The sequence below is a fragment of the Actinoplanes sp. NPDC049599 genome, assembly GCF_044465625.1.
Taxonomy (GTDB): Bacteria; Actinomycetota; Actinomycetes; order Mycobacteriales; family Micromonosporaceae; genus Actinoplanes.
Genome location: NZ_JBITLX010000001.1, coordinates 55,820 through 79,978 on the forward strand (window position 1 = coordinate 55,820; position 24,159 = coordinate 79,978).

General features: G+C 71.7%; 23 protein-coding genes. 15 read left to right on the plus strand and 8 right to left on the minus strand.

Annotated elements, in window-relative coordinates:
* Window positions 1-88: 88 nt before the first annotated feature.
* Entirely contained in the window at window positions 89-889 is an 801-nt protein-coding gene (locus ACIBQZ_RS00240) for an HAD family hydrolase (RefSeq protein WP_396086237.1), read from the minus strand.
* 553 nt (window positions 890-1,442) lie between these two features.
* Window positions 1,443-1,577, minus strand: coding sequence for a hypothetical protein (locus ACIBQZ_RS00245; protein ID WP_396086239.1), 135 nt, complete (start codon window positions 1,575-1,577; stop codon window positions 1,443-1,445).
* Window positions 1,578-1,980: 403 nt separating this feature from the next.
* On the opposite strand from ACIBQZ_RS00245, the gene ACIBQZ_RS00250 reads away from it, so the two are divergent.
* A complete protein-coding gene (locus tag ACIBQZ_RS00250; RefSeq protein WP_396086240.1) occupies window positions 1,981-2,166 on the plus strand; it encodes a DNA-binding protein in 186 nt (61 codons plus the stop codon).
* A gap of 196 nt (window positions 2,167-2,362) precedes the next feature.
* Here ACIBQZ_RS00250 and ACIBQZ_RS00255 read toward each other — a convergent pair whose 3' ends face one another.
* Together ACIBQZ_RS00255 and ACIBQZ_RS00260 are read right to left on the minus strand one after the other, a co-directional pair.
* Window positions 2,363-2,860, minus strand: coding sequence for a hypothetical protein (locus tag ACIBQZ_RS00255; RefSeq protein ID WP_396086241.1), 498 nt, complete (start codon window positions 2,858-2,860; stop codon window positions 2,363-2,365).
* Window positions 2,861-3,041: 181 nt separating this feature from the next.
* Window positions 3,042-3,410: an STAS domain-containing protein gene (locus ACIBQZ_RS00260; protein WP_396086243.1), complete on the minus strand. Its 369-nt coding sequence runs from the start codon at window positions 3,408-3,410 to the stop codon at window positions 3,042-3,044.
* A 227-nt stretch (window positions 3,411-3,637) separates the two neighbouring features.
* On the opposite strand from ACIBQZ_RS00260, the gene ssd reads away from it, so the two are divergent.
* The 7 genes from ssd (at window position 3,638) to ACIBQZ_RS00295 (ending at window position 8,928) form a co-directional block, all read left to right on the plus strand.
* A complete protein-coding gene (gene ssd, locus ACIBQZ_RS00265; RefSeq protein ID WP_396086244.1) occupies window positions 3,638-4,735 on the plus strand; it encodes a septum site-determining protein Ssd in 1,098 nt (365 codons plus the stop codon).
* Window positions 4,736-4,923: 188 nt separating this feature from the next.
* The gene (locus ACIBQZ_RS00270) at window positions 4,924-6,084 is read left to right on the plus strand and encodes a TadA family conjugal transfer-associated ATPase (RefSeq protein ID WP_396086245.1); all 1,161 of its coding nucleotides are present in this window, start codon (window positions 4,924-4,926) and stop codon (window positions 6,082-6,084) included.
* On the plus strand, window positions 6,081-6,860 hold the full coding sequence (locus tag ACIBQZ_RS00275; protein WP_396086247.1) for a hypothetical protein: 780 nt from the start codon (window positions 6,081-6,083) through the stop codon (window positions 6,858-6,860). Before ACIBQZ_RS00270 ends, ACIBQZ_RS00275 begins: the two co-directional genes overlap by 4 nt.
* A gap of 208 nt (window positions 6,861-7,068) precedes the next feature.
* Entirely contained in the window at window positions 7,069-7,767 is a 699-nt protein-coding gene (locus ACIBQZ_RS00280) for a type II secretion system F family protein (RefSeq protein WP_396086248.1), read from the plus strand.
* 26 nt (window positions 7,768-7,793) lie between these two features.
* Window positions 7,794-7,970 carry a DUF4244 domain-containing protein gene (locus ACIBQZ_RS00285; protein WP_396086249.1) on the plus strand — a complete coding sequence of 59 codons (177 nt, stop codon included), beginning with the start codon at window positions 7,794-7,796 and terminating at the stop codon, window positions 7,968-7,970.
* Window positions 7,967-8,353, plus strand: coding sequence for a TadE family type IV pilus minor pilin (locus ACIBQZ_RS00290; RefSeq protein WP_396086250.1), 387 nt, complete (start codon window positions 7,967-7,969; stop codon window positions 8,351-8,353). The genes ACIBQZ_RS00285 and ACIBQZ_RS00290 overlap by 4 nt, the downstream gene beginning before the upstream one ends.
* A gap of 245 nt (window positions 8,354-8,598) precedes the next feature.
* Window positions 8,599-8,928, plus strand: coding sequence for an Rv3654c family TadE-like protein (locus tag ACIBQZ_RS00295; RefSeq protein ID WP_396086783.1), 330 nt, complete (start codon window positions 8,599-8,601; stop codon window positions 8,926-8,928).
* On the opposite strand, the gene ACIBQZ_RS00300 is transcribed toward ACIBQZ_RS00295, so the two are convergent.
* Complete coding sequence (locus ACIBQZ_RS00300; protein ID WP_396086252.1) at window positions 8,877-11,285, minus strand: DEAD/DEAH box helicase; 2,409 nt, start codon at window positions 11,283-11,285, stop codon at window positions 8,877-8,879. The genes ACIBQZ_RS00295 and ACIBQZ_RS00300 overlap by 52 nt on opposite strands.
* Window positions 11,286-11,427: 142 nt before the next feature.
* Between ACIBQZ_RS00300 and ACIBQZ_RS00305 the strand changes: the two genes are divergently transcribed.
* From ACIBQZ_RS00305 to topA, 6 genes are all read left to right on the plus strand, one after another.
* Window positions 11,428-11,799: an STAS domain-containing protein gene (locus ACIBQZ_RS00305; protein WP_396086254.1), complete on the plus strand. Its 372-nt coding sequence runs from the start codon at window positions 11,428-11,430 to the stop codon at window positions 11,797-11,799.
* Window positions 11,796-12,236, plus strand: coding sequence for an ATP-binding protein (locus tag ACIBQZ_RS00310; protein WP_396086255.1), 441 nt, complete (start codon window positions 11,796-11,798; stop codon window positions 12,234-12,236). Before ACIBQZ_RS00305 ends, ACIBQZ_RS00310 begins: the two co-directional genes overlap by 4 nt.
* A gap of 308 nt (window positions 12,237-12,544) precedes the next feature.
* Window positions 12,545-14,911 carry a sodium-translocating pyrophosphatase gene (locus ACIBQZ_RS00315; protein WP_396086256.1) on the plus strand — a complete coding sequence of 789 codons (2,367 nt, stop codon included), beginning with the start codon at window positions 12,545-12,547 and terminating at the stop codon, window positions 14,909-14,911.
* Window positions 14,912-14,986: 75 nt separating this feature from the next.
* Window positions 14,987-15,517, plus strand: coding sequence for a hypothetical protein (locus ACIBQZ_RS00320; protein WP_396086257.1), 531 nt, complete (start codon window positions 14,987-14,989; stop codon window positions 15,515-15,517).
* A gap of 194 nt (window positions 15,518-15,711) precedes the next feature.
* Complete coding sequence (locus tag ACIBQZ_RS00325; protein ID WP_396086258.1) at window positions 15,712-16,647, plus strand: hypothetical protein; 936 nt, start codon at window positions 15,712-15,714, stop codon at window positions 16,645-16,647.
* Between the two features lie 197 nt (window positions 16,648-16,844).
* On the plus strand, window positions 16,845-19,670 hold the full coding sequence (gene topA / locus ACIBQZ_RS00330; RefSeq protein WP_396086259.1) for a type I DNA topoisomerase: 2,826 nt from the start codon (window positions 16,845-16,847) through the stop codon (window positions 19,668-19,670).
* On the opposite strand, the gene ACIBQZ_RS00335 is transcribed toward topA, so the two are convergent.
* Window positions 19,657-20,586: a DUF559 domain-containing protein gene (locus ACIBQZ_RS00335; RefSeq protein ID WP_396086260.1), complete on the minus strand. Its 930-nt coding sequence runs from the start codon at window positions 20,584-20,586 to the stop codon at window positions 19,657-19,659. The genes topA and ACIBQZ_RS00335 overlap by 14 nt on opposite strands.
* A 49-nt stretch (window positions 20,587-20,635) precedes the next feature.
* On the minus strand, window positions 20,636-21,925 hold the full coding sequence (locus ACIBQZ_RS00340) for a D-arabinono-1,4-lactone oxidase (RefSeq protein WP_396086261.1): 1,290 nt from the start codon (window positions 21,923-21,925) through the stop codon (window positions 20,636-20,638).
* A 137-nt stretch (window positions 21,926-22,062) separates the two neighbouring features.
* On the opposite strand from ACIBQZ_RS00340, the gene ACIBQZ_RS00345 reads away from it, so the two are divergent.
* Entirely contained in the window at window positions 22,063-22,692 is a 630-nt protein-coding gene (locus ACIBQZ_RS00345) for a TetR/AcrR family transcriptional regulator (protein ID WP_396086262.1), read from the plus strand.
* Window positions 22,693-22,780: 88 nt separating this feature from the next.
* On the opposite strand, the gene ACIBQZ_RS00350 is transcribed toward ACIBQZ_RS00345, so the two are convergent.
* A complete protein-coding gene (locus ACIBQZ_RS00350; protein ID WP_396086263.1) occupies window positions 22,781-23,986 on the minus strand; it encodes an amino acid deaminase/aldolase in 1,206 nt (401 codons plus the stop codon).
* Window positions 23,987-24,159 lie beyond the last annotated feature (173 nt).

Here is a 24,159-nt window from a genome sequence, read left to right on the forward strand (position 1 = left end):
TCCTTCTTTCTACGCGCAGCCGTCCTTGATCACCAGGGTTCTACCGGGCGAAAGCCACGTAAGGAATTAGTCAGACCCATGTGCGGGCTCAGGTGAGCGCGGCGCGGGTGCGCCGGTGCCGGCCGTAGATGGCGATCCCGATCGCCACCCCCACCCCGACGCCGAGCGCGGCCGCTGCCACCGGCACAGCCGGGCGTTCGCGCAGCCTGCGCCCCAGCGGTACGGGGTGACGGAACTCCAGCACCGGCCAGGACCGCTCCAGGGCGACCCGGCGCAGCGTCCGGTCCGGGTTGACCACGCTGGGATGCCCGACCGCCTCCAGCAAGGGCAGATCACTGCTCGAATCCGAATACGCGTAACACTCCGCGAGGTCGTATCCGCGCTCGTCGGCCAGTTCGCGGATGCCGTCGACCTTGCGCGGGCCGGCCGCGTAGAACTCGACCTCGCCGCTGTACCGCCCGTCGACGATGCCCATCCGGGTGGCGATGATGTCGGTGACCCCGAGCAACGCCCCGATCGGCCGGACCATCTCATCGCCGGACGCCGAGACCAGCACCACGTCACGACCGGCCGCCTGGTGCTCGCCGATCAGCACAGCGGCCTCGGCGTACACGTAGGGGTTGATCAGCTCTTGCAGGGTCTCCGCCACGATCTGCTGGACCTGCTCGACCTTCCAGCCCTTGCACAGCGCGGCGAGGTAGTCGCGGGTGCGGGCCATGGCCTGCTCGTCCGCGCCGCCCAGCCGGTACATCAGCTGGGCGTAGGCGGACTTCACCACGTCCCGGCGACTGATCAGCCCATCGCGATAGAACGGCCGTCCGAAGGCCAGCGCACTGGACTTGGCGATGACGGTCTTGTCTAGGTCGAAGAAGGCGGCGCTCTGGCCCACGGGCCGAAAGTGTAGCCGCAACCCGCACCGGGCCGGTCGGGTCGGCCCGCGACGGGCCGAAAATACCCGCGTACCCGGAGCCGGTCACCCTGGGTACTCGACGGTGGCGCGCTCCTGAGGCATGCTTGTGGGGCGACTGGGATTCATGTTGTCTCAGAGAACACCGGCCGGAGCCCGTCGGTGCGCACAACTTCCCCACCGAGGTTCCCGGTGGTTGCGCCCCCCGCGATCACTGGGTCCGATTCGGCTCGACCCCCCCGGAGCCGAATCCCAGAACGGCCCCCGACTCCCCCGTCGGGGGTCGTTCCCATCTCCGCGCCGACCCCCGATCGGCGTTCCTATGCAGGTAGCGGCACTGGTGTGCTCCCGTCGTCATCGTCGTCCGGGCGGTCCGGGGCCGGAAAGTCAGCGGATCGTCAGCGGCCTCGAAAGCGGCCCGTACGCGGTCCGCGTAGTCCGCCGGGGCGTGGGTGTACCGGTTGAGGGTGGTGGACGCGTTCGCGTGGCCCATGACCCGCTGAATGACGTTGATGGGCACGCCGTCCGTGACCAGTCACGTCGCGTACGAATGGCGCAGATCGTGGAACCGCAGCGTTGTCGGCAGCCCGGACCGCGCGAGCGCCAGGCTCCAGACGTGCCGCCGGAAGTTGCCCCGCAGCACCGGCGTGCCGTACCGCGTCGGGAACACCAGGTCGGTCAGCGCCGGCCGCTCGGCCAGGCGCCCGAGGTGGGCGGTCAGCTCTGCCCTCAGGAAGCCGGGGAGTGGCGTCGTGCGGACTCCGGCCTTGGTCTACGGGTACGGCCGCAGGGTCACACCCTTCGGAGTCTCCTCGGCGACCTGGACCACGCGGACCGTGCCCGCGCTGAGGTCGAGTGCCCCCCCCGTCAGCCCGGCACACTCGCCCCACCGCAACCCTGCCCTGCAGCCAGGCAGACGATGGCCCGATGCCGGATCGGCACGGCGGGAAGCAGTTGCCCGAAGAACTCCTCTCGGGGGATTGCCGACGATCGCGGCGTACTGTCGCGCGCCTCCCGACGGACCCTCGCGCCCTCCGCCGCATAGCGTGATCGTCGTGGGGAAGCTGAGGGTCATGGGCGCGGCAGAGATCGCCAACCGCCTTAAGGTCACCCGCCAACGCGCCTACCAAATCACCAGTCGCCGCGACTTCCCCGAACCGATCGCGCATCTTGCAATGGGCCAGGTCTGGGAGACTGAGGACGTCGACGCGTGGATCCGTGAGAAGCGACCCCACCTCGACGACGCTGACGAAGCCTGAGCACGTTACGCCGCGACGGATTCGCCGTGATTCGTATACATCCGCTCGGCGTGCGCTACTACACCCGGGGACGAACCGCGCGTCTCGGCGGCGTTGGCATCCGGCACGGAGGCACCGCGCGCCTTCCTCTCATGCCGAGATGCGGACGGCGCCTCATCACGACGTGGGCCAGCTTCCCCATACAATCGCGAGGGGCCTAGGCGACGACCTTTACTATGACGGATTCGTTGGCTGAGGCTGCTTTGGCGAACAAAGCAGTCAGTTCCTCGGTGTCCCGGACGAGCGCTTGCGCCCATTCGTCGTCGAACGGCCGGCTGTACCCCACGTCCTGCGCAGTGTCGGACAGTTCCGCGCGAAATCGGTGTACCCAGGTTGCCGGCTGTGCTCGTGACAGGAAGTCGGCCACCGCGACAACCTGCGCGCCGGTCAGCACGCCGACCATGTCGTCCTCCACTCCGTCAGCGCCGTCCACGGTGAGCCAGGCACTCTCCGCGTCCGCGCCGCCGCCGGCGCCAAGCCGAAGAAGCTTGTCCATCAGGGCGGCGGTGTCCGTCGTGCCCACCGTGATCCCGGCGTCGCTCTCATATTCAAAGGACGCGTCAAACCAATACGGCACAACCTCATACAGTTCAGCGGCGCCAAGTCCGTCTACATCGCCCTCGGCGACTCGCCGCCAGAAGTAGTCGACTCCCACGCCAGCATCATGTCGGTGTCAAACATTGCGAGCAAGCCCAGGCGCGCCAACAATTGCTGCATCCCTTGTCTGGCTCTGTCATCGTCACGGCAGATCGCAGGTGGAGTCAGTTCTCACTCGCAGAGTCAACCCGCGTTGAGCCGCGCGTCAAATTTCCCGCGCTGGTTGCTTCGCTGGTTGGCTATGCGCCGGTTGTCGAGCTCAGGGAGCTTTCCTCGTCGGCGAGGTCTTCCTGGTCGGTCATGCCGAAGAGCTCGCACAGCCCGGTCACGGTCAGCACCCGGCGGAATCCCGGATTCGGGTTCACCACGACGAAGCCGATATCACGCTCGGCCGCCGCCCGATAACCCTCGATCAGTGCGCCGAGGCCGGTCGAGTCGATGAAGGTGGCCGCGCGGAGGTCGACCCGCAGCACCGGCGGGGACCATTCGGCGACGACATCCCGGAGCGCCTGGGCGACCTCGTCGGCATTGGAGAAGTCGATCTCTCCCAGGACGGCCACGAGTGCCGTGCCGTCATCGCCGAGCGTGCACTCAGTCGGGTGCTCCATGCCAACTCTCCATCGGTCCGGGTCGGCACCAACATACCCAACCCCCTGGCTTCTCACCCCCTATGTATCGGCTGCGCGACCTGGCCGCGATAGCAGATCAACGGCCGCAGTGTGCGTTGTCCACAGCACCGGGGTTATCCACAGAACGGCGCCGAGCCGGTTGAGCGGTGCCGCGCCGGGACGCGACTGTGGGCGCCCAACCCGCCCGTCGTACCCGTGGAGCCGCGATGTCAGCCCGCACCCCCGTCCGTTCCGGACCGCGCCTGCCGCTCGTCGTGACCGCCGACCCGGACCTGCTGGACGACCTGCTCCGCCTCGCCGCGGCCGGTGGCACCGAGGTCGACGTCGCCCCGGACCCCGCGTCGGCCCGGCCCCGCTTCGCCACGGCCCCGCTGGTGATGATCGGCGCCGACCAGGCCGTGGCCTGCCTGCACGCCCGCCTGCCTCGCCGCCCTCGCACGGTCGTCGTGGGCCACACCGCGGCCCTCGGAGCGGTCTGGGAGGCCGCCCGCAGCCTCGGCGCCGAACACCTGGCCGAGCTCCCCACTGCCGAGCCGTGGCTGGTCGACCGCTTCGCGGAACGCGCCGCCCCGGCAGCACCCGGCCGGGTCCTCGCGGTGATCGGCGGCCGAGGCGGCGCGGGAGCGAGCATCCTGGCGGCCGCCCTGGCGGTGACCGCGGTCAGCGAGGGCCACCGCACCCTGCTCGTCGATGCCGACCCGGCCGGCGGCGGCCTGGACCTGGTGCTCGGCTGGGAGGGCATGTCCGGCCTGCGCTGGCCGGCCCTCGCCGGAACGGGCGGCCGGGTTGACCCACCGGCGCTGCTCAAGGCACTGCCGCACCGAGGCGACCTGGTGCTGCTGTCGTTCGCCCGCGACGAGGTGCTCCCGGTGCCCGGCGAGGCGATGGCGGCAACGCTCGACGCCGCCCGCCGAGGCCGCGACGTGATCATCGCGGACCTGCCCCGCCAGCTCGACGACGCGGCCACGCTGGCCCTGGAAGCCGCCGACCAGGCAATCATGATCGTGCCGGCCGAGCTGCGGGCGACGGCGTCGGCGGCCCGGATCGCGGCGGTGCTCCGGACGCACTGCGAGAACCTGGCGGTGGTGGTCCGCGGGCCGGCGCCCGGGAAGCTGAAAGCGCGCGAGGTGGCTCGCTCGATAGGGCTCCCGCTGGCGGGATCGCTGCGGCCTGAGGCGGCAATCTGCCAGGCGTTGGAGCGGGGTGATGCGCCGGCGGCTGACGGGCGAGGGCCGTTGGCGGAGCTCTGCAAGCGGCTGATCCGGCAGCTGATGGGTGCTGACCGGGCGGGGGTGGCCGCGTGAGCACGCCGCCTTGGTCCGGTGCGGTCGGCCGGCATGCGTTGTCGGGTCCTTTGGTTCCGCTTGGTCCGGCTTACCGGGCCGTTGGTCGGCCTGGTCCGGCTGTGGGCCGCGCTGGGTCGGCTGCGGCTCAGCTTGGGCCGGGCGGGAGTGGCTCGGGCAGGGGCGGGTCGGCAGAGGTTGCCGAGCGGGTGCGGCGGCGATTTGCCGCCGACGGTGTGGAGGCGACTCCGGCCGCTGTGGTCTCCGCGGTGCGCGCCGAGCCGGGCGCGGAGGTGCTCGGTGACACCGTCGTGCTCCGGCTGGCCGGCCGGGTGCACGACCAACTCGTCGGTGCCGGGCCGCTGGCGCCGCTGCTGGCCGATCCGACGGTCACGGACGTGCTGGTCAACGGAGTGCAGGTCTGGGTGGACCGGGGCGCCGGGCTGGAGCGTGCGGCGGTCACCCTGGGCGACCCCGATGATGTGCGGCGGCTGGCCCAGCGGCTCGCGGCGGCTTGCGGGCGGCGGCTGGACGACGGTCAGCCGTATGCCGATGCCCGGCTCGCCGACGGCACCCGGCTGCATGCGGTTCTGCCGCCGGTGGCTACCAGTGGGCCGTACCTGTCGTTGCGGACGTTCCGGCAGCGGCCGTTCAGCCTCGGTGAACTGGTTGAGCACGGCACGGTGCCCGCGGGGCTGGCTCCGCTGCTCGCCGCTGTCGTGGCTGCGCGGCTGGCGTACCTCGTCACCGGTGGCACGGGTTCGGGCAAGACGACGCTGCTCGGCACGCTGCTCGGGCTCGTACCGCCCACCGAACGGATCGTGCTGGTTGAGGACGCCGCGGAGTTGCGGCCGGTGCATCCGCACGTGGTGGCGTTGCAGGCGCGCACCGCGAATGTCGAGGGCGCCGGCGCGGTCGGGCTCACCGATCTGGTGCGGCAGGCGCTGCGGATGCGGCCGGACCGGCTGGTGGTCGGCGAGTGCCGGGGCGCCGAGATCGTCGACCTGCTCGGGGCGCTGAACACCGGGCACGAGGGCGGGGCGGGGACGCTGCACGCGAATGCGCCGGCGGACGTACCGGCCCGGTTGGAGGCGCTGGGGATGCTCGGTGGGCTGCCGCGGGCGGCGTTGCATGCGCAGGTGCTGGCGGCGCTGCAGGTGGTGTTGCAGGTGCGGCGTACCGAGCGTGGCCGGGTCCTGGAGTCGGTGGGAGTGCTGCTGCCGGCGGGGGACCAGCGGCTGGTGACCGTCGTACCCGCCTGGCAGCTCGGGCGGGGAGCGGGCCCGGGCGCGGCGACGCTGGCCCGGCACCTGGCCGACCGCGGTGTCGCCGTTCCGCCGATCCTCCAGGCCGGGGGAGTGCGGTCGTGAGCGGGCCGGCGTGGGCGTTCGCGATCCTGCTGCTGGCAGCCGCGGCGACCGTGGCGGCCTGGCCGGCGGGCACGGTGCTCCGGCGGCTCCAGGGCCGGCGACCACTCCCATGGCACGCCGTCGACCTTCGCCGGCTGTGGTCCCAGATCCACGCGCTCGTCGAGGGATCGCCACGACGGGCAGTAGGCGCTGCCGTGCTGCTCGGCGCGACGGTCGGCCTGTTGCTGGGCGGTCCGGTCGCGGCGCTCGTGCTTGCCCTGTACGGCGCGCTCGGAGCCCGAGCCGCAGTGCGTCGCGCCGCGCATCGTCGGGCCGCGGTGGCACGGTCCCGCAGCCTGGACGACCTGAACGCGCTCGCCGCGGACCTGCGGGCGGGCCTCGCGGTGGGTCCCGCCCAGGGCACACTGCCCGGAAGCGGAGCCGTCGTCGACCCGCCGGAGGCGCGGCTGGCCGAGCTCACCGCGGCCGTGTGGCGGCTGGCCGAGCAAACCGGCGCGCCCGCCGCCGATCTGGTCGAGCGGATCGAGGCCGACGCCCGGGCCGGCGACCGGTCCCGGGCCACCGCGGCGGCTCAGGCGGCGGGTGCCAGGGCGACGGCCCTGCTGCTCGCGGCTTTGCCGATCGGTGGCATCGGCCTCGGGTACGGCATCGGCACCGACCCCTTGCACGTGCTGCTGCGCACGCCGCTGGGCGGGCTGTGCGCGGTTGCCGCCGTCCTGCTGCAAGGAGCGGGCCTGCTGTGGGCCGACCGCCTCGCGAACGGCCCGGCCCGATGACCGAGCCTCTGTGTGGCGCCGCTGAGTTCCTGCGGCTCGGTGGGCCGGCTCAGGTGCCGTTCCGGCTCTGTTGCGCCGCCGCCCTGCTGCAAGCCGCGCAGGCGCCGGATGCGACCCCTGCGCCCTGTCCCCGGCGTCGGGAGTCTCTGGTGGCCGCCGTTCCCGGGGATTCCGGGTTCGCCATGTCCGCTGTCGAGGTGATCCCTTGATGACGCTGCTCGGGCTGGCCGCCGTTGCCGGGCTGCTCGGCCTGTCGGTCGTCCGGCGGCGCGCGGTCAGCCGCCGACTCTCGCGGCTGCGTGAGCCCCGGCGCGGCCGGAGCCCGCGGGTTGTCATCGCCGCAGCCGCGGGGCTTGCGGTGGTGGCGGTGGTCGGCAGCTGGTGGGCCGTGCCGTTCGGGGTCGCCGCCGGGGTCGGGGTCGACCAGTTCCTGCGGCGCCGCGAGCCGGCCGAGGTGCGGGCGGCGCGGCTGCGGGCGGTCGCCGACCTGCCGCTGGGCGCGGATCTGCTCGCCGCGGTCCTGCGCGCGGGCGCGCCCGTCGACCGGTCGGTGTCGGCCGTCGCCGCCGTGCTCGGCGGGCCGCTCGGCGAACGGCTCGATCGGGTCGGCCGGTCGCTGCGGCTGGGCGCGGAGCCGGCCGAGGCGTGGGCGCACCTCGCTGAGGTGCCCGGCGCCGACCGGCTCGTCGCGGCGGCCGTCCGGTCCAGCGCCAGCGGGGGAGCGCTGGCCGGCGCCCTGACCCGGCTCGCCGACGACCTGCGCGGGGACCGTTCGGTGGCCGTCGAGGCGGCCGCGCACCGGGCCGGCGTCCTCATCGTGCTGCCGCTCGGGCTCTGCTTTCTGCCCGCCTTTGTGCTCGCCGGCCTGGTGCCGGTCGTGGTCGCCGTCCTCGGCGACGTCCTGTGACAACCCACCACAAGAAGGAGAACCACGTGCGCAGACTCATCGTCCGCCTGGCCGGCCTGCGGGGCGACGACGGCATGAACACCGCCGAGTACGCGGTCGGCACGCTTGCCGCCGTCGCGTTTGCCGGCGTCCTGCTCAAGGTCCTCAGCAGCCCCAGCGTGCAAGCCTCGCTGACCGGCGTGATCAACGGGGCCCTGAAGTGAGCGGGCGCCGGTGGCCCGGCCGCCTGCGGGCGCTCGGCTGCGACCGGGGTGCGTTCACCGCCGAACTGGCGGCCGGGCTGCCGGCGCTCATGCTGCTCCTGCTGGCCGGGCTGACGGCGGTCAGCGCGGTCACCGCCCAGGGCCGCTGCGTGGACGCCGCCCGCGAAGGCGCCCTGGTCGCGGCCCGCGGCGGCCCGGGCATCACGACCGCGGCCCGGATCGCTCCGGCCGGCGCCCAGATCACCCTGGCAGAAGGCGAGGAAACGGTGACGGTCACGGTCCGCGCCCCGGTCCCGATCGTGGGTGGCCACTTCCCAGCAATCACGGTACGGGCCGAAGCGGTCGCCGCTCGAGAACCCGACCTGATCGGCGCAGTTCCATGAAAACCACCCGACCTGGACCCGGCGGTGGTTATGAACCCGGTCCCGAACTCGGTCCCGGTCCCGAACTCGGTCCCGATCCTGAACTCGGTCCCGACCCGGAACCCGGCCGAGGCCGCAGACCCAGACGCAATCCCGACCCGGAACCCGGTCGTGATCCTGGACCGGAACCCGGGCTCGGAGCGCGAGCCGGCGGCAGGCGAAGTTGGTGTGCTCGGGGACGAGCGTGCGACCGCGGAGCGGCGTCAATCTTCGTGCTGGCGATCGGGCTGGTGCTGGTCGCCGCCGGGGTTGCCGGAGCCGCTGTCGGTGCCGCGCGGGTGGGCCGCCATCAGGCCCGGACGGCCGCCGACCTGGGTGCCCTCGCCGGCGCGGCGCGGGCCGTCGAGGGTGCAGCCGTCGCTTGCGAGCGGGCGGCGCGGCTCGTCTACGCGAATCATGCCCGGCTGACCTCCTGCCGCGTGGACGGCTTGGAGATCGTCGTTGAGGTGCAGGTGACCGTGACGCCCCTGCCCGGTCTTACCCGCTACGCGTCCGCTGCTGCGAGGGCCGGGCCGGTTTCCGTGCCCGCCGGATGAGTGGGCAGGGCCGCCAGCACCGCGTCCAGCACTTTGACCGCGCCCCTCTTGTCCAGGGGGTTGTTGCCGTTGCCGCACTTCGGGGACTGGACGCAGGACGGGCAGCCGGTTTCGCACCCGCAGCTGGAGATCGCCTCCCGGGTGGCCCGCAGCCAGGCCGCCGCCGTTCCGTAGGCGCGTTCCGCGAAGCCCGCCCCGCCCGGGTGGCCGTCGTAGACGAACACCGTCGGGGCCTCGGTGTCCTGGTGGTTCGCCGTGGAGAGGCCGCCGATGTCCCAGCGGTCGCACGTCGCCATCAGCGGCAGCAGGCCGATCGCGGCGTGTTCCGCGGCGTGCAGGGCTCCCGGCACGTCCGGCGGCTCCACGCCCGACCTTGCCAGCAGGTTCGGCGACAGCGTGAACCAGACCGCCACCGTGCGCAGTTCTCGGGGTGGCAGGTCGAGGGGGCGGGTGTCGATCACCTCGCCGGAGCCGATCCGGCGGCGCTGGTACGAGACCACCTGGTTGGTCACGTCCACCTCGCCCAGGAACAGGCCGACCGGGCCCGCGTCCACGTACTCGCGGATCGAGACCACCGACAGGTCCGTCACGTCGCGGGCGTGGGTCGACCAGTCCGGTTCCGCGGCGTGGACCAGGGCCACCGCGTCCGCCAGATCGAGGTTGTCCACCAGGTACGACACGCCCTGGTGCAGGTACACCGCGCCGGTGTGCAGCATGGCGTGGGACGAGCCCTGGTCGACCGTGCCCAGCAGCCGGCCGGTTGCCGACTCGACAACCGAGACCGGGGCGCCGCCGGTGCCGCGCAGGTCCACGTCCGGGCGGCCGCGGTGGGTCCAGTACCAGCCCGACGGGCGGCGGCGCAGGGCTCCCGACTCGGTCAGGGCCTGCACCGCGGCCAGCGCCGGCGCGCCGCCGAACAGGTCCAGGTCCGTTTTCGTGAGCGGGGCCTCCGCGGCCGCGCAGCACAGTTGCGGGCCCAGGACGTACGGGTTGGTCGGGTCCAGGACCGTCGCCTCGACCGGTCGGCCGAAGAGCGCCTCCGGGTGGTGCACCAGGTACGTGTCCAGCGGGTCGTCCCGGGCCACCAGCACCGCCAGCGCCTCGCCCCCGGCCCGCCCGGCCCGGCCCGCCTGCTGCCACAGCGACGCCCGGGTGCCCGGATAGCCGCAGATCAGCACCGCGTCCAGGCCCACCAGGTCGACGCCCAGCTCCAGCGCGTTCGTGGAGGCCAGCGCCAGCAGGTCGCCGGTGAGCAGCGCCCGTTCGATCGCGCGCCGGTCCTCCTTCAGGTAGCCGGCGCGGTAGGCCGCCACCCGGGCGCCCAGGCCCGGCACCGCCTCGTCCAGGGCGCGCCGGGTCATCGTGGCGACCACCTCGGCGCCGCGGCGGGAGCGGACGAACGCCAGCGTCCGGGTGCCCGCCACCACGGCGTCGGTGAGCAGGTCGGCCGTCTCGCTCAGCGCCGAGCGGCGTACCCGGGGCAGTTCCGCCGCCAGGTCGTCGAGCTCGGGCGGCAGCAGCGGCGGTTCCCACAGCGCGAAGGTCGTCGCGCCGCGTGGTGACGCGTCCTCGGTCACCGCCCGGACCGGCAGGCCGGTGAGGCGGCCGGCCGCTTCCGCCGGGTCGCCCGAGGTCGCCGACGCCAGGATGAACGTCGGCTCGCTGCCGTAGCGGGCCGCGACCCGGCGCAGGCGGCGCAGCACGTGTGCCACGTGCGAGCCGAAGACCCCGCGGTACGTGTGGCACTCGTCGATCACCACGTACCGGAGACGGCGCAGGAAGGCGCCCCAGCGCGCGTGGCCCGGCAGCAGCGCGTGGTGCAGCATGTCCGGGTTGGTCAGCACGAAGCGGGAGTGCTGGCGGATCCATTCGCGCTCCTCGCGCGGGGTGTCACCGTCGTATGTGGCCGGCCGGACCCCGTCCACGCCGAGCCGGACCAGCGCGCGCAGCTGGTCCGCCGCCAGCGCCTTGGTCGGCGACAGGTAGAGCACCGTCGCGCGCGGGTCCTCGACCAGCGCGGTCAGGGCGGGCAGCTGGTACGCCATCGACTTGCCCGACGCCGTGCCGGTCGCCAGCACCACGTGGCTGCCCGCGCGGGCCAGCTCGGCCGCCGACACCTGGTGCTCCCAGGGCTCGACGATCCCGCGGCCGGCCAGCGCGGCGACCACGGGCGGCGCCGCCCAGTCCGGCCAGGGCACCGGGCGGCCGGGCCGGGCCGGCACCTGTTCCACGTGCTTGACCGGGGAAATCCCGGCCGGATCGGCGCTGCGGGCGCGCAGCCGGTGCAGCAACTCCGCAGGTCCGAGCGTGGCCGACGCACCGCGTGCGGCGGGAATGCCGGGGACGGTCGTGGTCACGTCTGCACTGTGACATCGGTATGCCCCGAACCTCAAACGGGTACGACGGGAGGGTGCGACGCGTCGGCGCTGGAGCGACGGTGGTTAGATTCGCTGTGGAGATCGGCTACCTGAAGGCTTTGCCCCCGAGGGAGGAGGACCGATGGAGCTGTCGCTGACGACCCGTACTGTCGGCGAGCACACGGTGCTCGACGTCGGTGGTGAGGTCGACGTCTACACCGCGCCGCGCCTGCGTGAGCGGCTCGTGGAACTGGTCGACGGTGGGTCGCGCAACGTCGTGGTGGATCTCGCCCGCGTTGACTTCCTCGACTCGACCGGCCTGGGTGTGCTGGTCGGCGCCCTGAAGCGGCTGCGCGCCGCGAACGGCACCTTCGGCCTGGTGTGCTCGAAGGAACCGCTGCTCAAGATTTTCCGGATCACCGCGCTCGACCAGGTGTTCCCGATCTACCCCTCCGTCGAGGCGGCCACCTCGACTTCGGCCGGCGATCGCGACGACACCCCCCCGACGGCGTGATGGCGACGGTTCGGCTGTCGTTCTCGCCGGCGCCTGTTCACGTGCGCACAGCTCGGCTGGTGGGCGTGGCGGTGGCCCGGCGGGCGGGGGTGGCCGAGGAGTTGCTCGACGAGGTCCGGCTGGCGATCGGTGAGGCCTGCACCCGCGCGGTCGCCCTGCACCGCCAGTACGGCCTGCCCGATCTCGTCATGGTGGAGATGTCCGACACCGACGCGTACACGGTCCGCGTGATCGACCGTGCCCCGATCGAGGCCAGCGTGGGCCTGGCCAAGCTGCCGCCGGACGAGCTGGCCGACGAGTCGCTCACCGACGAGGCGCTGACCACCGGCGTGGGTTTCGCCCTGCTCGCCGGCTTCGTGGACGACCTGCAGGTGCGCCCGGTCGACGAAGGGGCCGGCACCGAGGTCCGGATGGTCTGGCCGGTGCACCGCCGCTGAGGTGGTATCACCACTCGGCGCACAAAGCGCGCCGCTCGGCGCAAGGCATGGGAAAACGCCACCAGGGGGGCGGAGCCTAAGCCGTAACCGATTCGGGTGCCAAGCGCTAACACAGCGGTAAACATCACCCTGACACGGCCGGATCCAGGTGTGACCATTACCACGTTCGGCCGCTACAGTACGCCGGTAATCCATTACTGCTCCCTGGTCCCGCGTCCGCGGGACCGGGTTGTCGTCTCCTCGAGCAGGGAGTGCTCCCGGCAGTTTCGTCCACTGCCCGGGTGCGGTCGGTGTACAGGAGGACATTGATGTCCGGGACCTCCATAACCCTCGCTGCGGAAAGCAGTGCGGGGTCGCTCAGCAGTTCGAACGTCACCTTTGTCATCGTCGCGATCGCCTTCGCGCTGGTGGCCCTGGCCTTCGCTGCTGTCTTCGTCAAGTCGGTGCTCTCCGCGGGCCGCGGCACGACCAACATGCAAGAAATCGCGGGGGCGGTGCAGGAAGGCGCTTCGGCGTATCTGTTCCGGCAGTTCAAGACCCTCGCCATCTTCGTGGTCATCGCGGTGGTGCTGCTGTTCCTGCTGCCGGTGCACAACACCGACAGCGAGACCGCGGTGAAGGTCGGTCGGTCGCTGTTCTTCATCGTCGGCGCGGTCTTCAGCTCGTTCATCGGCGGCGCGGGCATGGCGCTCGCGACCCGGGCCAACCTGCGGGTCGCCGCGGCGGCCGGTGAGCCCGGCGGCCGTGAGAAGGCGATGGGTATCGCGTTCCGCACCGGTGGCGTGGTCGGCTTCCTCACCGTCGGCCTGGGCCTGTTCGGTGGCGCGCTGGTCGTCATGATCTACCGCGGCGACGCCCCGACCGTGCTCGAGGGCTTCGGCTTCGGCGCCGCGCTGCTCGCCATGTTCATGCGGGTCGGCGGCGGCATCTTCACCAAGGCCGCCGACGTCGGCGCCGACCTGGTCGGCAAGGTCGAGCAGGGCATCCCCGAGGACGACGCGCGGAACCCCGCCACCATCGCCGACAACGTCGGCGACAACGTCGGCGACTGCGCCGGCATGGCCGCCGACCTCTTCGAGTCGTACGCGGTCACGCTGGTCGCGGCGCTGATCCTGGGCCAGGCCGCGTTCGGCCAGGACGGCCTGATCTTCCCGCTGATCGTCTCCACGGTCGGCGTGGTGATCGCGATCGTCGGCGTGTTCATCACCCGGCTGCGGGCCTCGGACAAGAGCGGCCTGACGGCGATCAACCGCGCCTTCTACATCTCGGCCGTGCTGTCGGCGGTCATCGTGGCGATCGTCAGCTTCGTCTACCTGCCGAACAGCTTCGCCGGCTTCGGCGCCGAAGCGGGCATCGACCAGGACGTGATCGACAGCGGTCGCAACCCGCAGTGGGTCGCGATCGGTGCGGTTGTCATCGGCATCGTGCTGGCCGCCGCCATCCAGGCGCTGACCGGCTACTTCACCGAGACTCAGAAGAAGCCGGTGCAGGACATCGGCAAGTCGTCGCAGACCGGCGCGGCCACCGTCGTGCTCGCCGGCATCAGCGTCGGCCTCGAGTCGGCCGTCTACTCGGCGCTGCTGATCGGTGCGGGCGTCTTCGGCGCGTACCTGCTCGGCGGCGCCTCGATCACGCTGTCGCTGTTCGCGGTCGCGCTGGCCGGCACCGGCCTGCTGACCACGGTCGGCGTCATCGTCGCGATGGACACCTTCGGCCCGATCTCCGACAACGCGCAGGGCATCGCGGAGATGTCCGGCGACGTCGACGAGCACGGCGCGCAGATCCTGACCGAGCTCGACGCGGTGGGCAACACCACCAAGGCGATCACCAAGGGCATCGCGATCGCCACGGCCGTGCTGGCCGCGACCGCGCTGTTCGGGGCGTACACGAACACCCTGCAGTCGTCGCTGGCGGACGCGGGCATCTCGGCCGACCGGATCGGCGTGGAGATCCTCGGCCTGCTGAACATCTCCGACCCGCGCAACGTGGTCGGTCTCCTGATCGGCGTCGCGGTGGTGTTCCTCTTCTCCGGCCTGGCGATCAACGCCGTGTCCCGCTCGGCGGGCGCGGTCGTGATGGAGGTACGCCGCCAGTTCCGCGAGTTCCCCGGCATCATGGAGCGCACCCAGCGCCCCGAGTACGGCAAGGTCGTCGACATCTGCACCCGGGACGCCCAGCGTGAGCTGCTCACCCCGGGTCTGCTGGCGATCCTGGCGCCGATCGCGGTGGGCTTCGGCCTGGGCGCCGGCGCGCTGGCCTCGTACCTGGCCGGTGCGATCGGCGCGGGCACCCTGATGGCTGTCTTCCTGGCCAACTCGGGTGGCGCGTGGGACAACGCCAAGAAGCTGGTCGAGGACGGTGCGTACGGGGGCAAGGGCTCCGAGGCGCACGCGGCCACGGTCATCGGCGACACGGTGGGTGACCCGTTCAAGGACACCGCCGGCCCGGCCATCAACCCGCTGCTCAAGGTCATGAACCTGGTGTCGCTGCTGATCGCCCCGGCCGTGGTGACCCTGAGCATCGGTACGGACGCCAACGACCCGGTGCGGATCACCCTCGCGGTGGTCGCGGCGCTGATCGTCGCGGGTGCCGTCGTGTGGAGCAAGCGCAAGCCCATCTCCATGGGTGAGCCCAGCCCCACCGCGGAGACCAAGTCCGAGCGGATCAGCGCCTGATCCGAGCACGTCGACGGAGGGCACCCGGCATTCGCTGGGTGCCCTCCGCCAGCTCTTGGCCGTACGCTGCACTCCATGCGCACGGCCCGCACCACACCCTTACTCCTCGTTCTCTCGCTCGTCGTGACAGTGGGTGGTTGCGCGGGCGGTCCCGCGCCCCGCGCCTGGGCCGCCTCGGTCTGCACGGTGCTCGCGCCCTGGCGTTCGGAGATCGGCACCCTGGCGACCCGCACCCAGCAGCAGATGACCGCCGAGACCACCCCGGCGCAGGCGAAAGAGAACCTGACCCGGCTCTTCGGCGGCGCGGAGTCGGCCAGCGAGAAGGCCCGGGCCGGGGTGCAGAAGGCCGGCGTGCCGGACGTCGAGCAGGGCAAAGAGGTCGCCGAGAGCTTCGCGGCCTCGCTGGGCGCGATGCGCGACGCCTACGGGCGGGCCCGGGCCGGCATCGAGGCGCTGGCGACCAGCCCGTCGAAGGACTTCTACAGCAAGGTCGGCTCGGTGGTCGACACCCTCAACGTCGAGTACAAGCAGAGCGAGCTGGACACCAGCCGGCTCGACTCGGAAGAACTGAAGCAGGCGTTCGACGAGGCGCCGGAATGTCGATGACGGAGCGCTCTCAGCCATGACCGATTGCACCGAGCGTCGCTGGCTGGCGGTCGGCCGCGGCCGTGACCGCGAGGGCCATGAGGGCATCGCAAAGGAAGCTCTGCGATGACCGATTGCACCGAGCCTCGCTGGCTGGCGGTCGACGACGGCCGTGACCGCGAGGGCCATGAGGGCATCGCAAAGGCAGCTCTGCGATGACCGAGCCGGGGTGGCCGCTGATTCCGCGTGAGGTTCTGCCCGCGCCGGTGCAGCCCACCCCGAAGGGCCGGCGTCGGGCCGCGCTGACCGTGCCCGCCGGTCGGCAGCTGTCGATCTTCGGGGTGGAGGCGGCCGAGAAGTCGCTGGCCGATCTGGCCGGTCTGCTCACCGGCCCGGGGCGGCTGGGCCGGATGGGCGGTACGGCCCGGGTCGCCGTGCGGGTCGACGCGGCGTGGCGGGTCCATGTGCTGGTCGAGGAGCTGGTCGCGCGGGGTTTGGTGGTCACCTGGGCGCCGGTGACCCCCGACGAGGCGGACGAGCACGTGGCGGAACTCACGGCCGAGCCGCTGGAGCTGACCCTGGCGGCCGCCGAGGAACAGCCCGAGGACCCGGCCGAGCAGTCGCCGAACCCGGCCGACGACCCGGCCGAGCAGTCGCCGGAGCTGGCCGACGACCCGGCCGAGCAGCTGACGGAGGCGGCCGACGACCCGGCCGGAGGCGGGCCGGAGAGCGCGACCACCGACGAGCCGGCCGACGTCGTAGCCGGGACGGTAGATAAGAAGGTGAACGCGGAGCCCCGTACCGTTTCTTTTGAGGTTCGGACCGCCTACAGCAGCAGGTTGAACGGGCTCGCCCGGGCCTGGCCGCCGGCCGGCGACCGGCTCTTCCTGACCGGGGCGCAGCTGCGGCTCTGGGTTGCCGCGGCCGGGGCGCCGCGGCCGGAGGGGTACGCGCTGGGTCTGGATCCCGACGGGAATCTTGACAAAGTCGCGGACGCGGCCCTGACCCGGCTCGGTCTCGCCGGCACGGTCCAGGCCGGTCCGGCGTACGTCATCGCAGGTCGCAGGCGTCTCGCCCGGCTCGCCGAGCTGGTCGGCGAACGGCCCGCCGCGGCACCCGAAAGGCTGTGGCCGGGCGGCGCAGCTGCATGAACTTCGGAGATTGTGTCCGACACGACGCCTTGTTCCCGGTGTACGGTGTCGCCGTCGGAAGCATGCGGTGGCCGGACCGTTACCATCCGACTTCTCCGTGCCCGGGGAATGCAGGCTCGTCCGGCGCGTTACGTTGAACGTCCGCGTGTCCGTCGTCCGCGACCGGGCGACGATCGATCGAGAAGTGTGGGAGTGCCGTGCCGGAGAAAGCCAGGACGACCCGTCTGGTCATCGTCGAGTCCCCGTCGAAGGCCAAGACGATCGCCGGCTACCTGGGGCCCGACTATTTCGTCGAGGCCTCCTTCGGCCACGTCCGGGACCTGCCGAAGAACGCCGCCGACGTGCCCGCCAAGTACAAGGGTGAGCCGTGGGCGCGGCTCGGCGTCGACGTCGACAACGGCTTCCAAGCGCTCTACGTGGTCTCCGCCGACCGCAAGCAGCAGATCGCCAAGCTGACCAAGCTGGCGAAAGAGGTCGACGAGATCCTGCTCGCCACCGATGAGGACCGCGAGGGCGAGGCCATCGCCTGGCACCTGGTCGAGACGATCAAGCCCAAGGTCCCGATCAAGCGGATGGTCTTCCACGAGATCACCAAGGCGGCCATCCAGGCCGCGGTCGCCAACCCGCGCGAGATCGACCAGGACCTGGTCGACGCGCAGGAGGCCCGGCGCATCCTCGACCGGCTCTACGGGTACGAGGTCAGCCCGGTCCTGTGGAAGAAGGTGATGCCCCGCCTGTCCGCCGGGCGCGTCCAGTCCGTGGCGACGCGCATCGTGGTCGAGCGCGAACGGCAGCGCATGGCGTTCCGTTCGGCGGAGTACTGGGACATCAACGCCCAGCTGGCGGTGCAGGGCAAGGCTGAGGGCACCCGCTCGTTCAGCGCCACCCTGATCGCGCTGGACGGCGACCGGATCGCCACCGGCCGCGACTTCGAGCCGACCACCGGCAAGGTCAAGCCCGGTGCCGGCGTGGTCCACCTGGACGGCGACGGGGCCCGCGGGCTCGCGGCGCGTCTGGAGGACCGCCCGTTCACGGTCACCCGGGTCGAGGAGAAGCCGTACCGGCGCAAGCCGTACGCGCCGTTCATCACCTCGACGTTGCAGCAGGAGGCCGCCCGCAAGATGCGGTTCTCCTCGTCGCAGACCATGCGCACGGCCCAGCGGCTGTACGAGAACGGCTACATCACCTACATGCGTACGGACTCGGTGAACCTCTCCGAGACCGCGATCAGCGCGGCCCGTCGCCAGATCGCCGAGCTGTACGGCGCGAACAACGTGCCGCCGCAGCCGCGCCGCTACACCGGCAAGGTCAAGAACGCGCAGGAGGCGCACGAGGCGATCCGCCCGGCCGGGGACAACTTCCGGACGCCCGGCGAGGTCGCCAAGGAGCTCTCCACCGACGAGTTCAAGCTGTACGAGCTGATCTGGCGCCGCACCGTCGCCTCGCAGATGACCGACGCGGTCGGTAACTCGATCTCGGTGCGGATCCGGGCCATCTCCACCGCCGGCGAAGAGGTCGACTTCGGCGCCAGCGGCAAGACCATCACCGACCCGGGCTTCCTGCGCGCCTACGTGGAGTCGTCCGACGACGAGAACGCCGAGGCCGAGGACGCCGAGCGCCGCCTGCCGAACCTGAGCAAGGACCAGCCGCTGACGGCCGAGGAGCTCAACGCGGTCGGCCACCACACCTCGCCGCCCGCCCGTTACACCGAGGCGTCGCTGGTCAAGGCCCTGGAAGAGCTGGGCATCGGCCGCCCGTCCACGTACGAGTCGATCATGCGGACGATCCAGGACCGGGGGTACGTGGAGAAGCGCGGCCAGGCGCTGATCCCGTCGTTCATCGCGTTCGCGGTCGTCGGCCTGCTCGAGGGGCACTACCCGCGGCTGGTCGACTACAACTTCACCGCCGCGATGGAGACCCAGCTCGACGACATCGCCGGCGGCGACCACGCGTCGCTGGACTTCCTCACCTCCTTCTACTTCGGCAGCGATGTCGGCGCGGACGACTCGATCGCCAAGGCCGGCGGCCTGAAGAAGATGGTCACCGAGAACCTCAGCGAGATCGACGCCCGCGCGGTCAACTCGATCCCGCTGTTCACCGACGACCAGGGCCGCAACGTGGTGGTCCGGGTCGGCCGCTACGGTCCGTACCTGCAGCGGGCGTTGCCGGAGGTCACCGAGGAGGCGCCCGAGGACCGGGTGTCCATCCCCGAGGGTGTCGCGCCGGACGAGCTGACCGTCGAGAAGGTCACCGAGCTCTACCTGGGCGGCGGCGGCGAGCGCAGCCTCGGCGACGACCCGGTCACCGGCGAGTCGGTGTCGCTCAAGTCCGGCCGCTACGGCCCGTACGTGCAGAGCGGCGAGCGCAAGTCCTCGCTGTTCAAGTCGCAGACGCCGGACACGCTGACCCTCGAGCAGGCGCTCAAGCTGCTGGAACTGCCCCGCACGGTCGGCAAGGACGAGGCGGGCGTGGAGATTCTGGCGGCCAACGGTCGCTACGGCCCGTACGTGAAGCGCGGTGACGACTTCCGCTCGCTGGAGAGCGAGGACAAGCTGTTCACCGTCACGCTGGAGGAGGCGCTCGCGCTGCTCTCGGCGCCGAAGGCCCGCCAGCGCCGGGCCGCCGCGCCGCCGCTGCGCGAGATGGGCAACGACCCGGCGACCGAGAAGCCGATGGTGATCAAGGAAGGCCGCTTCGGCCCGTACGTGACCGATGGGGAGTTCAACGCATCGCTGCGGCGGGGGCAGACGCCGGAGGAGCTGACGGTTCAGCAGGCTTCGGAGATGCTGGCCGAGAAGCGGGCGAAGGGGCCGGCACCCAAGAAGAAGGCTGCCGCCAAGAAGGCGCCGGCCAAGAAGGCCCCAGCCAAGAAGGCCGCTGCGGTGGACGCGACCCCAGTCAAGAAGGCGCCCGCCAAAAAGGTGGCCGCCGCCAAAAAAGCAACCCCCGCCAAACGCGCCACCAACGCCTCCCCCGCCGCCAAAAAAACCGCCCCTACGCGCGCCACAGTCAACGCCGAGTAGATCTTGGTAATCGGTGGCCCCTCTGGGGGCCACCGATTACCAAGATCTTCTGGGGCGGGCGCCAGCCGGCAGCGATGAGGGCGGCGCGAAGCTGGGCTGCGACGGCAGTGGGCGAGTGGCGGAGCGCCCACGCGGGGAAGCGCAACACCCGGTCACCGGTGATCCACAAGTCGTTCTGGCGCTGCATGTCGGCCCAGGCGTGCCGGGGATCAAGGTGCTGGCTGCCGTCGATCTCGATGTGCACACGCCAGTCCTCGTAGTAGGCATCAAGGTAGCGGCGGCGGCCGGTCGCGTCACGTCGGACGACCTGGCGGGCCGGCTGGGGCAGGTCGTTGACGTGGCACAGCCGGCCCAGATCGATCTCCGCGAGCGAGTGCGCGCCACCGGTGGCGTCGCGTGCTGTGTTCAGGATCAGCTGGCGGCGGGGCACCCGGGTGAGCCGGCGCAGCACGGTCTCCACGCCTCGGAGAGCTACCAGCCGCTGCTGGAACGCTGCCGCTACGACGGCCCGTGCGTGATCGTCCGTTCGCGCCCATGAGGCCGCGTCGACAACCGACCGTGCCATTCTCGTTCGTGGTGGCCTTCCGATGGCAACGTCCGGGTGTGTCGTGCGGTGCACGACGACGGCCGGTGGGAGTCTCACGGGCCGGCGGCCGTCCGGCACGAGGACATGGATGTTCTTGTCCTCGTAGCCGCGCAGTCCACCGACCTCGGCCGCGCTGACGCCGGCGAGGGCCGCGCCCTCTCCGGCGGCCAGCACCGCGATCCACCGGTGCTCTCCAGTGGAGATCGGCCCGCTGTGGGTGACCAGGACCGACCGGTGCGGCTGCTGCCAGCGCCCGGACGCGACGCGGTGGCGCACGGCCTTCCGGGACAACTGCGTGAGGGCCTGCGCCATGGAGATTACCGAGTCCACGGGACCAGGGTGGCGGAGGCGGCGGGCCTGTGGATGGGGCTGTGGATAACTAGCCCAGGACACGGTCCAGGTAGGCGTTGGTGAAGACCCGGGCCGGGTCGAGCTGGTCGCGGACCGCGCGGAAGTCGTCAAATTTCGGGTACGCCGCCCGCAGTGATTCCGCGTCGCGATAGTGCATTTTGCCCCAGTGCGGGCGCCCGCCCAACGGCGCGCACACCGCCTCGAACGCCCGGAAGTACGGCTCGTACGGGCTCCCGGCAAACTGGTGCACCGCGATGTACGCCGAGTCCCGCCCGTACCCGTGCGACAACCACACGTCGTCCGGCCCGGTGAACCGGACCTCGACCGGGAACTGCACCTTGAACGGCAACCCGTCGATGATCCGGGGCAGCGCCGACAGCGCCTCGCCCAGACATTCCCGGGGGATCTCGTACTCCATCTCGGTGAAATGCACCCGGCGGGGCGTGCAGAAGACCCGGTCCGAGCGGTCCGTGTAGGTCCTCGCCGTCAGCGCCCGTGCGGCCACCGCGCTGATCGCCGGCACGGTCGCCGGGATCGCCCGGCCCAGCCGGCAGGCGCCCTGGTAGACCGTGTTGGCCAGCAGCTCGTCGTCCAGCCAGCCGCGGAACGCCGACAGCGGCCGGTCCGACACCGGCACCTTGTTGTTCCGCTTGAGCTGGGCCCGGTCGGTGTACGGGTACCAGTAGAACTCCAGGTGATCGTTCTCGGCGATCCCCTCGTCGAGGCCGGCGAGCACCTCGGCCAGCGGCAACGGCCGTTCGTCGGCCAGCAGCACGAACGCCGGTACGCAGCGCAGGGTCACCTCCACCAGCACACCCAGGGCGCCGATGCCGAGCCGGGCCGCCGGGAACAGCGGTGAGCTCGCGTCGATGCGCTGCACCGCCCCCGTACCCGTGACCAGGGTGACCGCCTCGACGCAGGAGGCCAGCGTGGAGTATGCCTGGCCGCTGCCGTGCGTACCGGTGGAGATCGCGCCCGCCACCGTCTGCTGGTCGATGTCGCCCAGATTGGGCATCGCCAGGCCGTGTTCGGCCAGGACCCGGTTGAGCCGGTGCAGCGGCATGCCGGCCTGCACGGTGACCAGTTCGCCGTCGACCGCGACCAGCTCGCCCAGCCGGTGCAGCAGCAGCCGGCGGTCGTCGGCGACCGCGATGTCGGTGAACGAGTGCCCGCTGCCCACCGCCTTCACTTTGTGTCCGGTGGCGGACGCCTCCTTGACGAGGGCAGCCACCTCGTCGACAGTGCCAGGGGTCAGCACCTCGGTGGCAATGGACTGCTGGTTGCCACCCCAGTTGCGCCAGTGCAGAGACATAGTCATTCCGGCTTTGTCCTCCCGACGAGCGGACAGTCGCACAAAACCGGGAATGCCGCGTGTCCCCGGCGTCCCGTCGATGCGTCTCGCTCGTTGATCCGAGTAACGTTCCGATTATCACTGCTGAGAGGGAGTGGCGACGCGTGTCGACACCAACCGTCACCACCGGACCGCTGCGGCGGGTTCCGGTGCAGGGCAGAAGCGTTGCCCGGGTCCAGCGCATGCTCGACGCCTGCGCGGAGCTGGTGGACGAGGTCGGGTACGAGGGCCTGACCACGACCCTGCTCGCTGAGCGGGCCGAGGTCGCCATCGGCTCGGTCTACCAGTTCTTCCCCGACAAACGGGCCATCGTTCAGGCCCTTGCCATGCGCAACATGGACGCGTACCTGCAGTCTCTGTCGGCACGCTTCGCCAACGAGACGTTCGCCCACTGGTGGGACGGCGTGGACGCGGCGATAGACGCCTACATTCACATGCACCGCAGCGTGCCGGGCTTCCGGACGCTGCACTTCGGCGACGTGGTGGACCTGCACCTGCTCGACGCCGAACGCGACAACAACGCGGTCATCGCCGACCGGCTGGCCGAGCTGCTGGTGGAGCAGTTCCAGCTGATGGACCGGGCGCGGCTGCGCTTCGCCCTGCTCATCGCGGTGGAGGCGGCGGACGCGCTGATCAAGCTGGCGTTCCGGCGGGACGTGACCGGTGACGAGGCCGTGCTGACCGAGGCCAAGGCGCTGATCCGGGAATATCTGCACCGCCACGTCCCGGCATGACCGCCTGCGCCGAACCGATGCTGCCGTGAGCGAGAAACGGCCGCGACGGTGAGGGCCGGAAGGGCATGCCGGGCCGGCGCCGCGTGAGCTAACCGAGGAACGCATACCCCTCTCCCCGGTACGTCGGGGTCGGCGCCGCGGTGTCGCCGTCAACGAGGTGCACCCCGTTGACGTGCTCACACAGCTCGCCGGCCTTGGCGTGGCGGAACCACACCCGGTCGCCCGGCCGCAGGCCCGCGGCCGCCGGCCCGGTCAGTGGCGTCTGCACCTCGCCGGCGCCCTCGTCCCGCAGGAAGCTCAGCCCCTCCGGCAGCCACGGGGTGGGCTGGCGGGACGGACCGGTCGGCCCGGAGGCGATCCAGCCGCCGCCGAGCACGGTCGCGATGCCCGGCGCCGGGCGGCGGACCACGGTGAGCGCGAAGAACGCCGCCGGGGTGGGCCGCCAGCTGCGGTAACCGTCGAACAGGGTGGGGCCGAACAGCCCGGAACCGGCGGCGATCTCGGTGACCGAAGGGTCGGCGGCGGTCGCGGCCATGCTGCCGGTGCCGCCGCCGTTCACGAACTCCAGGTCGACGTGCTCGCGGACCGCCCGGACCGCGGCCATCCGGCGGCGCAGCAGCTCCGGCAGCGACCGGCGCTGCATCATCCGGATCGCCCGGGCCCGCAGCGCCTGCCCGGGCGGTGCGTCGCCGAGCCCGGCGATCTGCGCCTCGTAGGCCATCATCCCGACCAGCTTGAAGCCCTGCCGTTTGACCAGCCGGGCGGCGAGCGCGCCGGCCTGGGCGGCGGAGTGCACGGGGGAGCGCCGCACGCCGATGTGCAGCGGCCCGGCGGGCCGCCAGGAAGCGTCGAGCTCCAGGCAGACGCGCACGTCCGGGCGCCGCCCGGGCGCCGCGACGGCGTCGATCAGGTCCAGGTGGGCGGGGCTGTCGGCCATGATCGCGATCGCGGCGGCCAGCTGCGGATCCGCGGCGAGCTCGGCGATCGCGGTCCGGTCAACCGTGGGGTACGCGACCAGCACGTCATCCGTGACACCGCTGCGGACCAGCCAGATCGCCTCCGGCAAGGTGTACGCCATCACGCCGGACCAGCCGGGCCGGGCGAGCACCCGTTCGAGCAGGGCCCGGACCCGGACCGACTTGCTGGCGACCCGGATGGGTTTGCCGGCCGAGCGGATCGACAACGCGCCGGCGTTGGCGTCGAAGGCGGCCAGATCCACCACGGCGACCGGGGTCTCCAACCCGCTGGTCGCGCGGTCCAGTCGTTGCTGCAGGGCGGTGCGTTCGACGATCACGCCAGCAACTTATCGGCTCGCGGCCGTATGCGAAACACCTTCATGAATGCGCCACCCGAACGGGCGCAACCACGATGAGCTGGGTACGCCCGTTAGAGTGCTTCGAGCAGTGACCACGGGGAGGTAGGGCCATCAACACCGAAACGAGCTCGGCCCGCAAGGACGCCGGCCCG

Bases quoted from the DNA above. Each gene is read 5' to 3' on its own strand.
- ACIBQZ_RS00305 (WP_396086254.1), top strand. From the start codon at position 11,428: ATGGAGCTGTCGCTGACGACCCGTACTGTCGGCGAGCACACGGTGCTC.
- ssd (WP_396086244.1), top strand. From the start codon at position 3,638: ATGTCAGCCCGCACCCCCGTCCGTTCCGGACCGCGCCTGCCGCTCGTC.
- ACIBQZ_RS00315 (WP_396086256.1), top strand. From the start codon at position 12,545: ATGTCCGGGACCTCCATAACCCTCGCTGCGGAAAGCAGTGCGGGGTCG.
- ACIBQZ_RS00325 (WP_396086258.1), top strand. From the start codon at position 15,712: ATGACCGAGCCGGGGTGGCCGCTGATTCCGCGTGAGGTTCTGCCCGCG.
- ACIBQZ_RS00260 (WP_396086243.1), bottom strand. From the start codon at position 3,410: ATGGAGCACCCGACTGAGTGCACGCTCGGCGATGACGGCACGGCACTC.
- ACIBQZ_RS00340 (WP_396086261.1), bottom strand. From the start codon at position 21,925: ATGACTATGTCTCTGCACTGGCGCAACTGGGGTGGCAACCAGCAGTCC.
- ACIBQZ_RS00320 (WP_396086257.1), top strand. From the start codon at position 14,987: ATGCGCACGGCCCGCACCACACCCTTACTCCTCGTTCTCTCGCTCGTC.
- ACIBQZ_RS00250 (WP_396086240.1), top strand. From the start codon at position 1,981: ATGGGCGCGGCAGAGATCGCCAACCGCCTTAAGGTCACCCGCCAACGC.
- ACIBQZ_RS00280 (WP_396086248.1), top strand. From the start codon at position 7,069: ATGACGCTGCTCGGGCTGGCCGCCGTTGCCGGGCTGCTCGGCCTGTCG.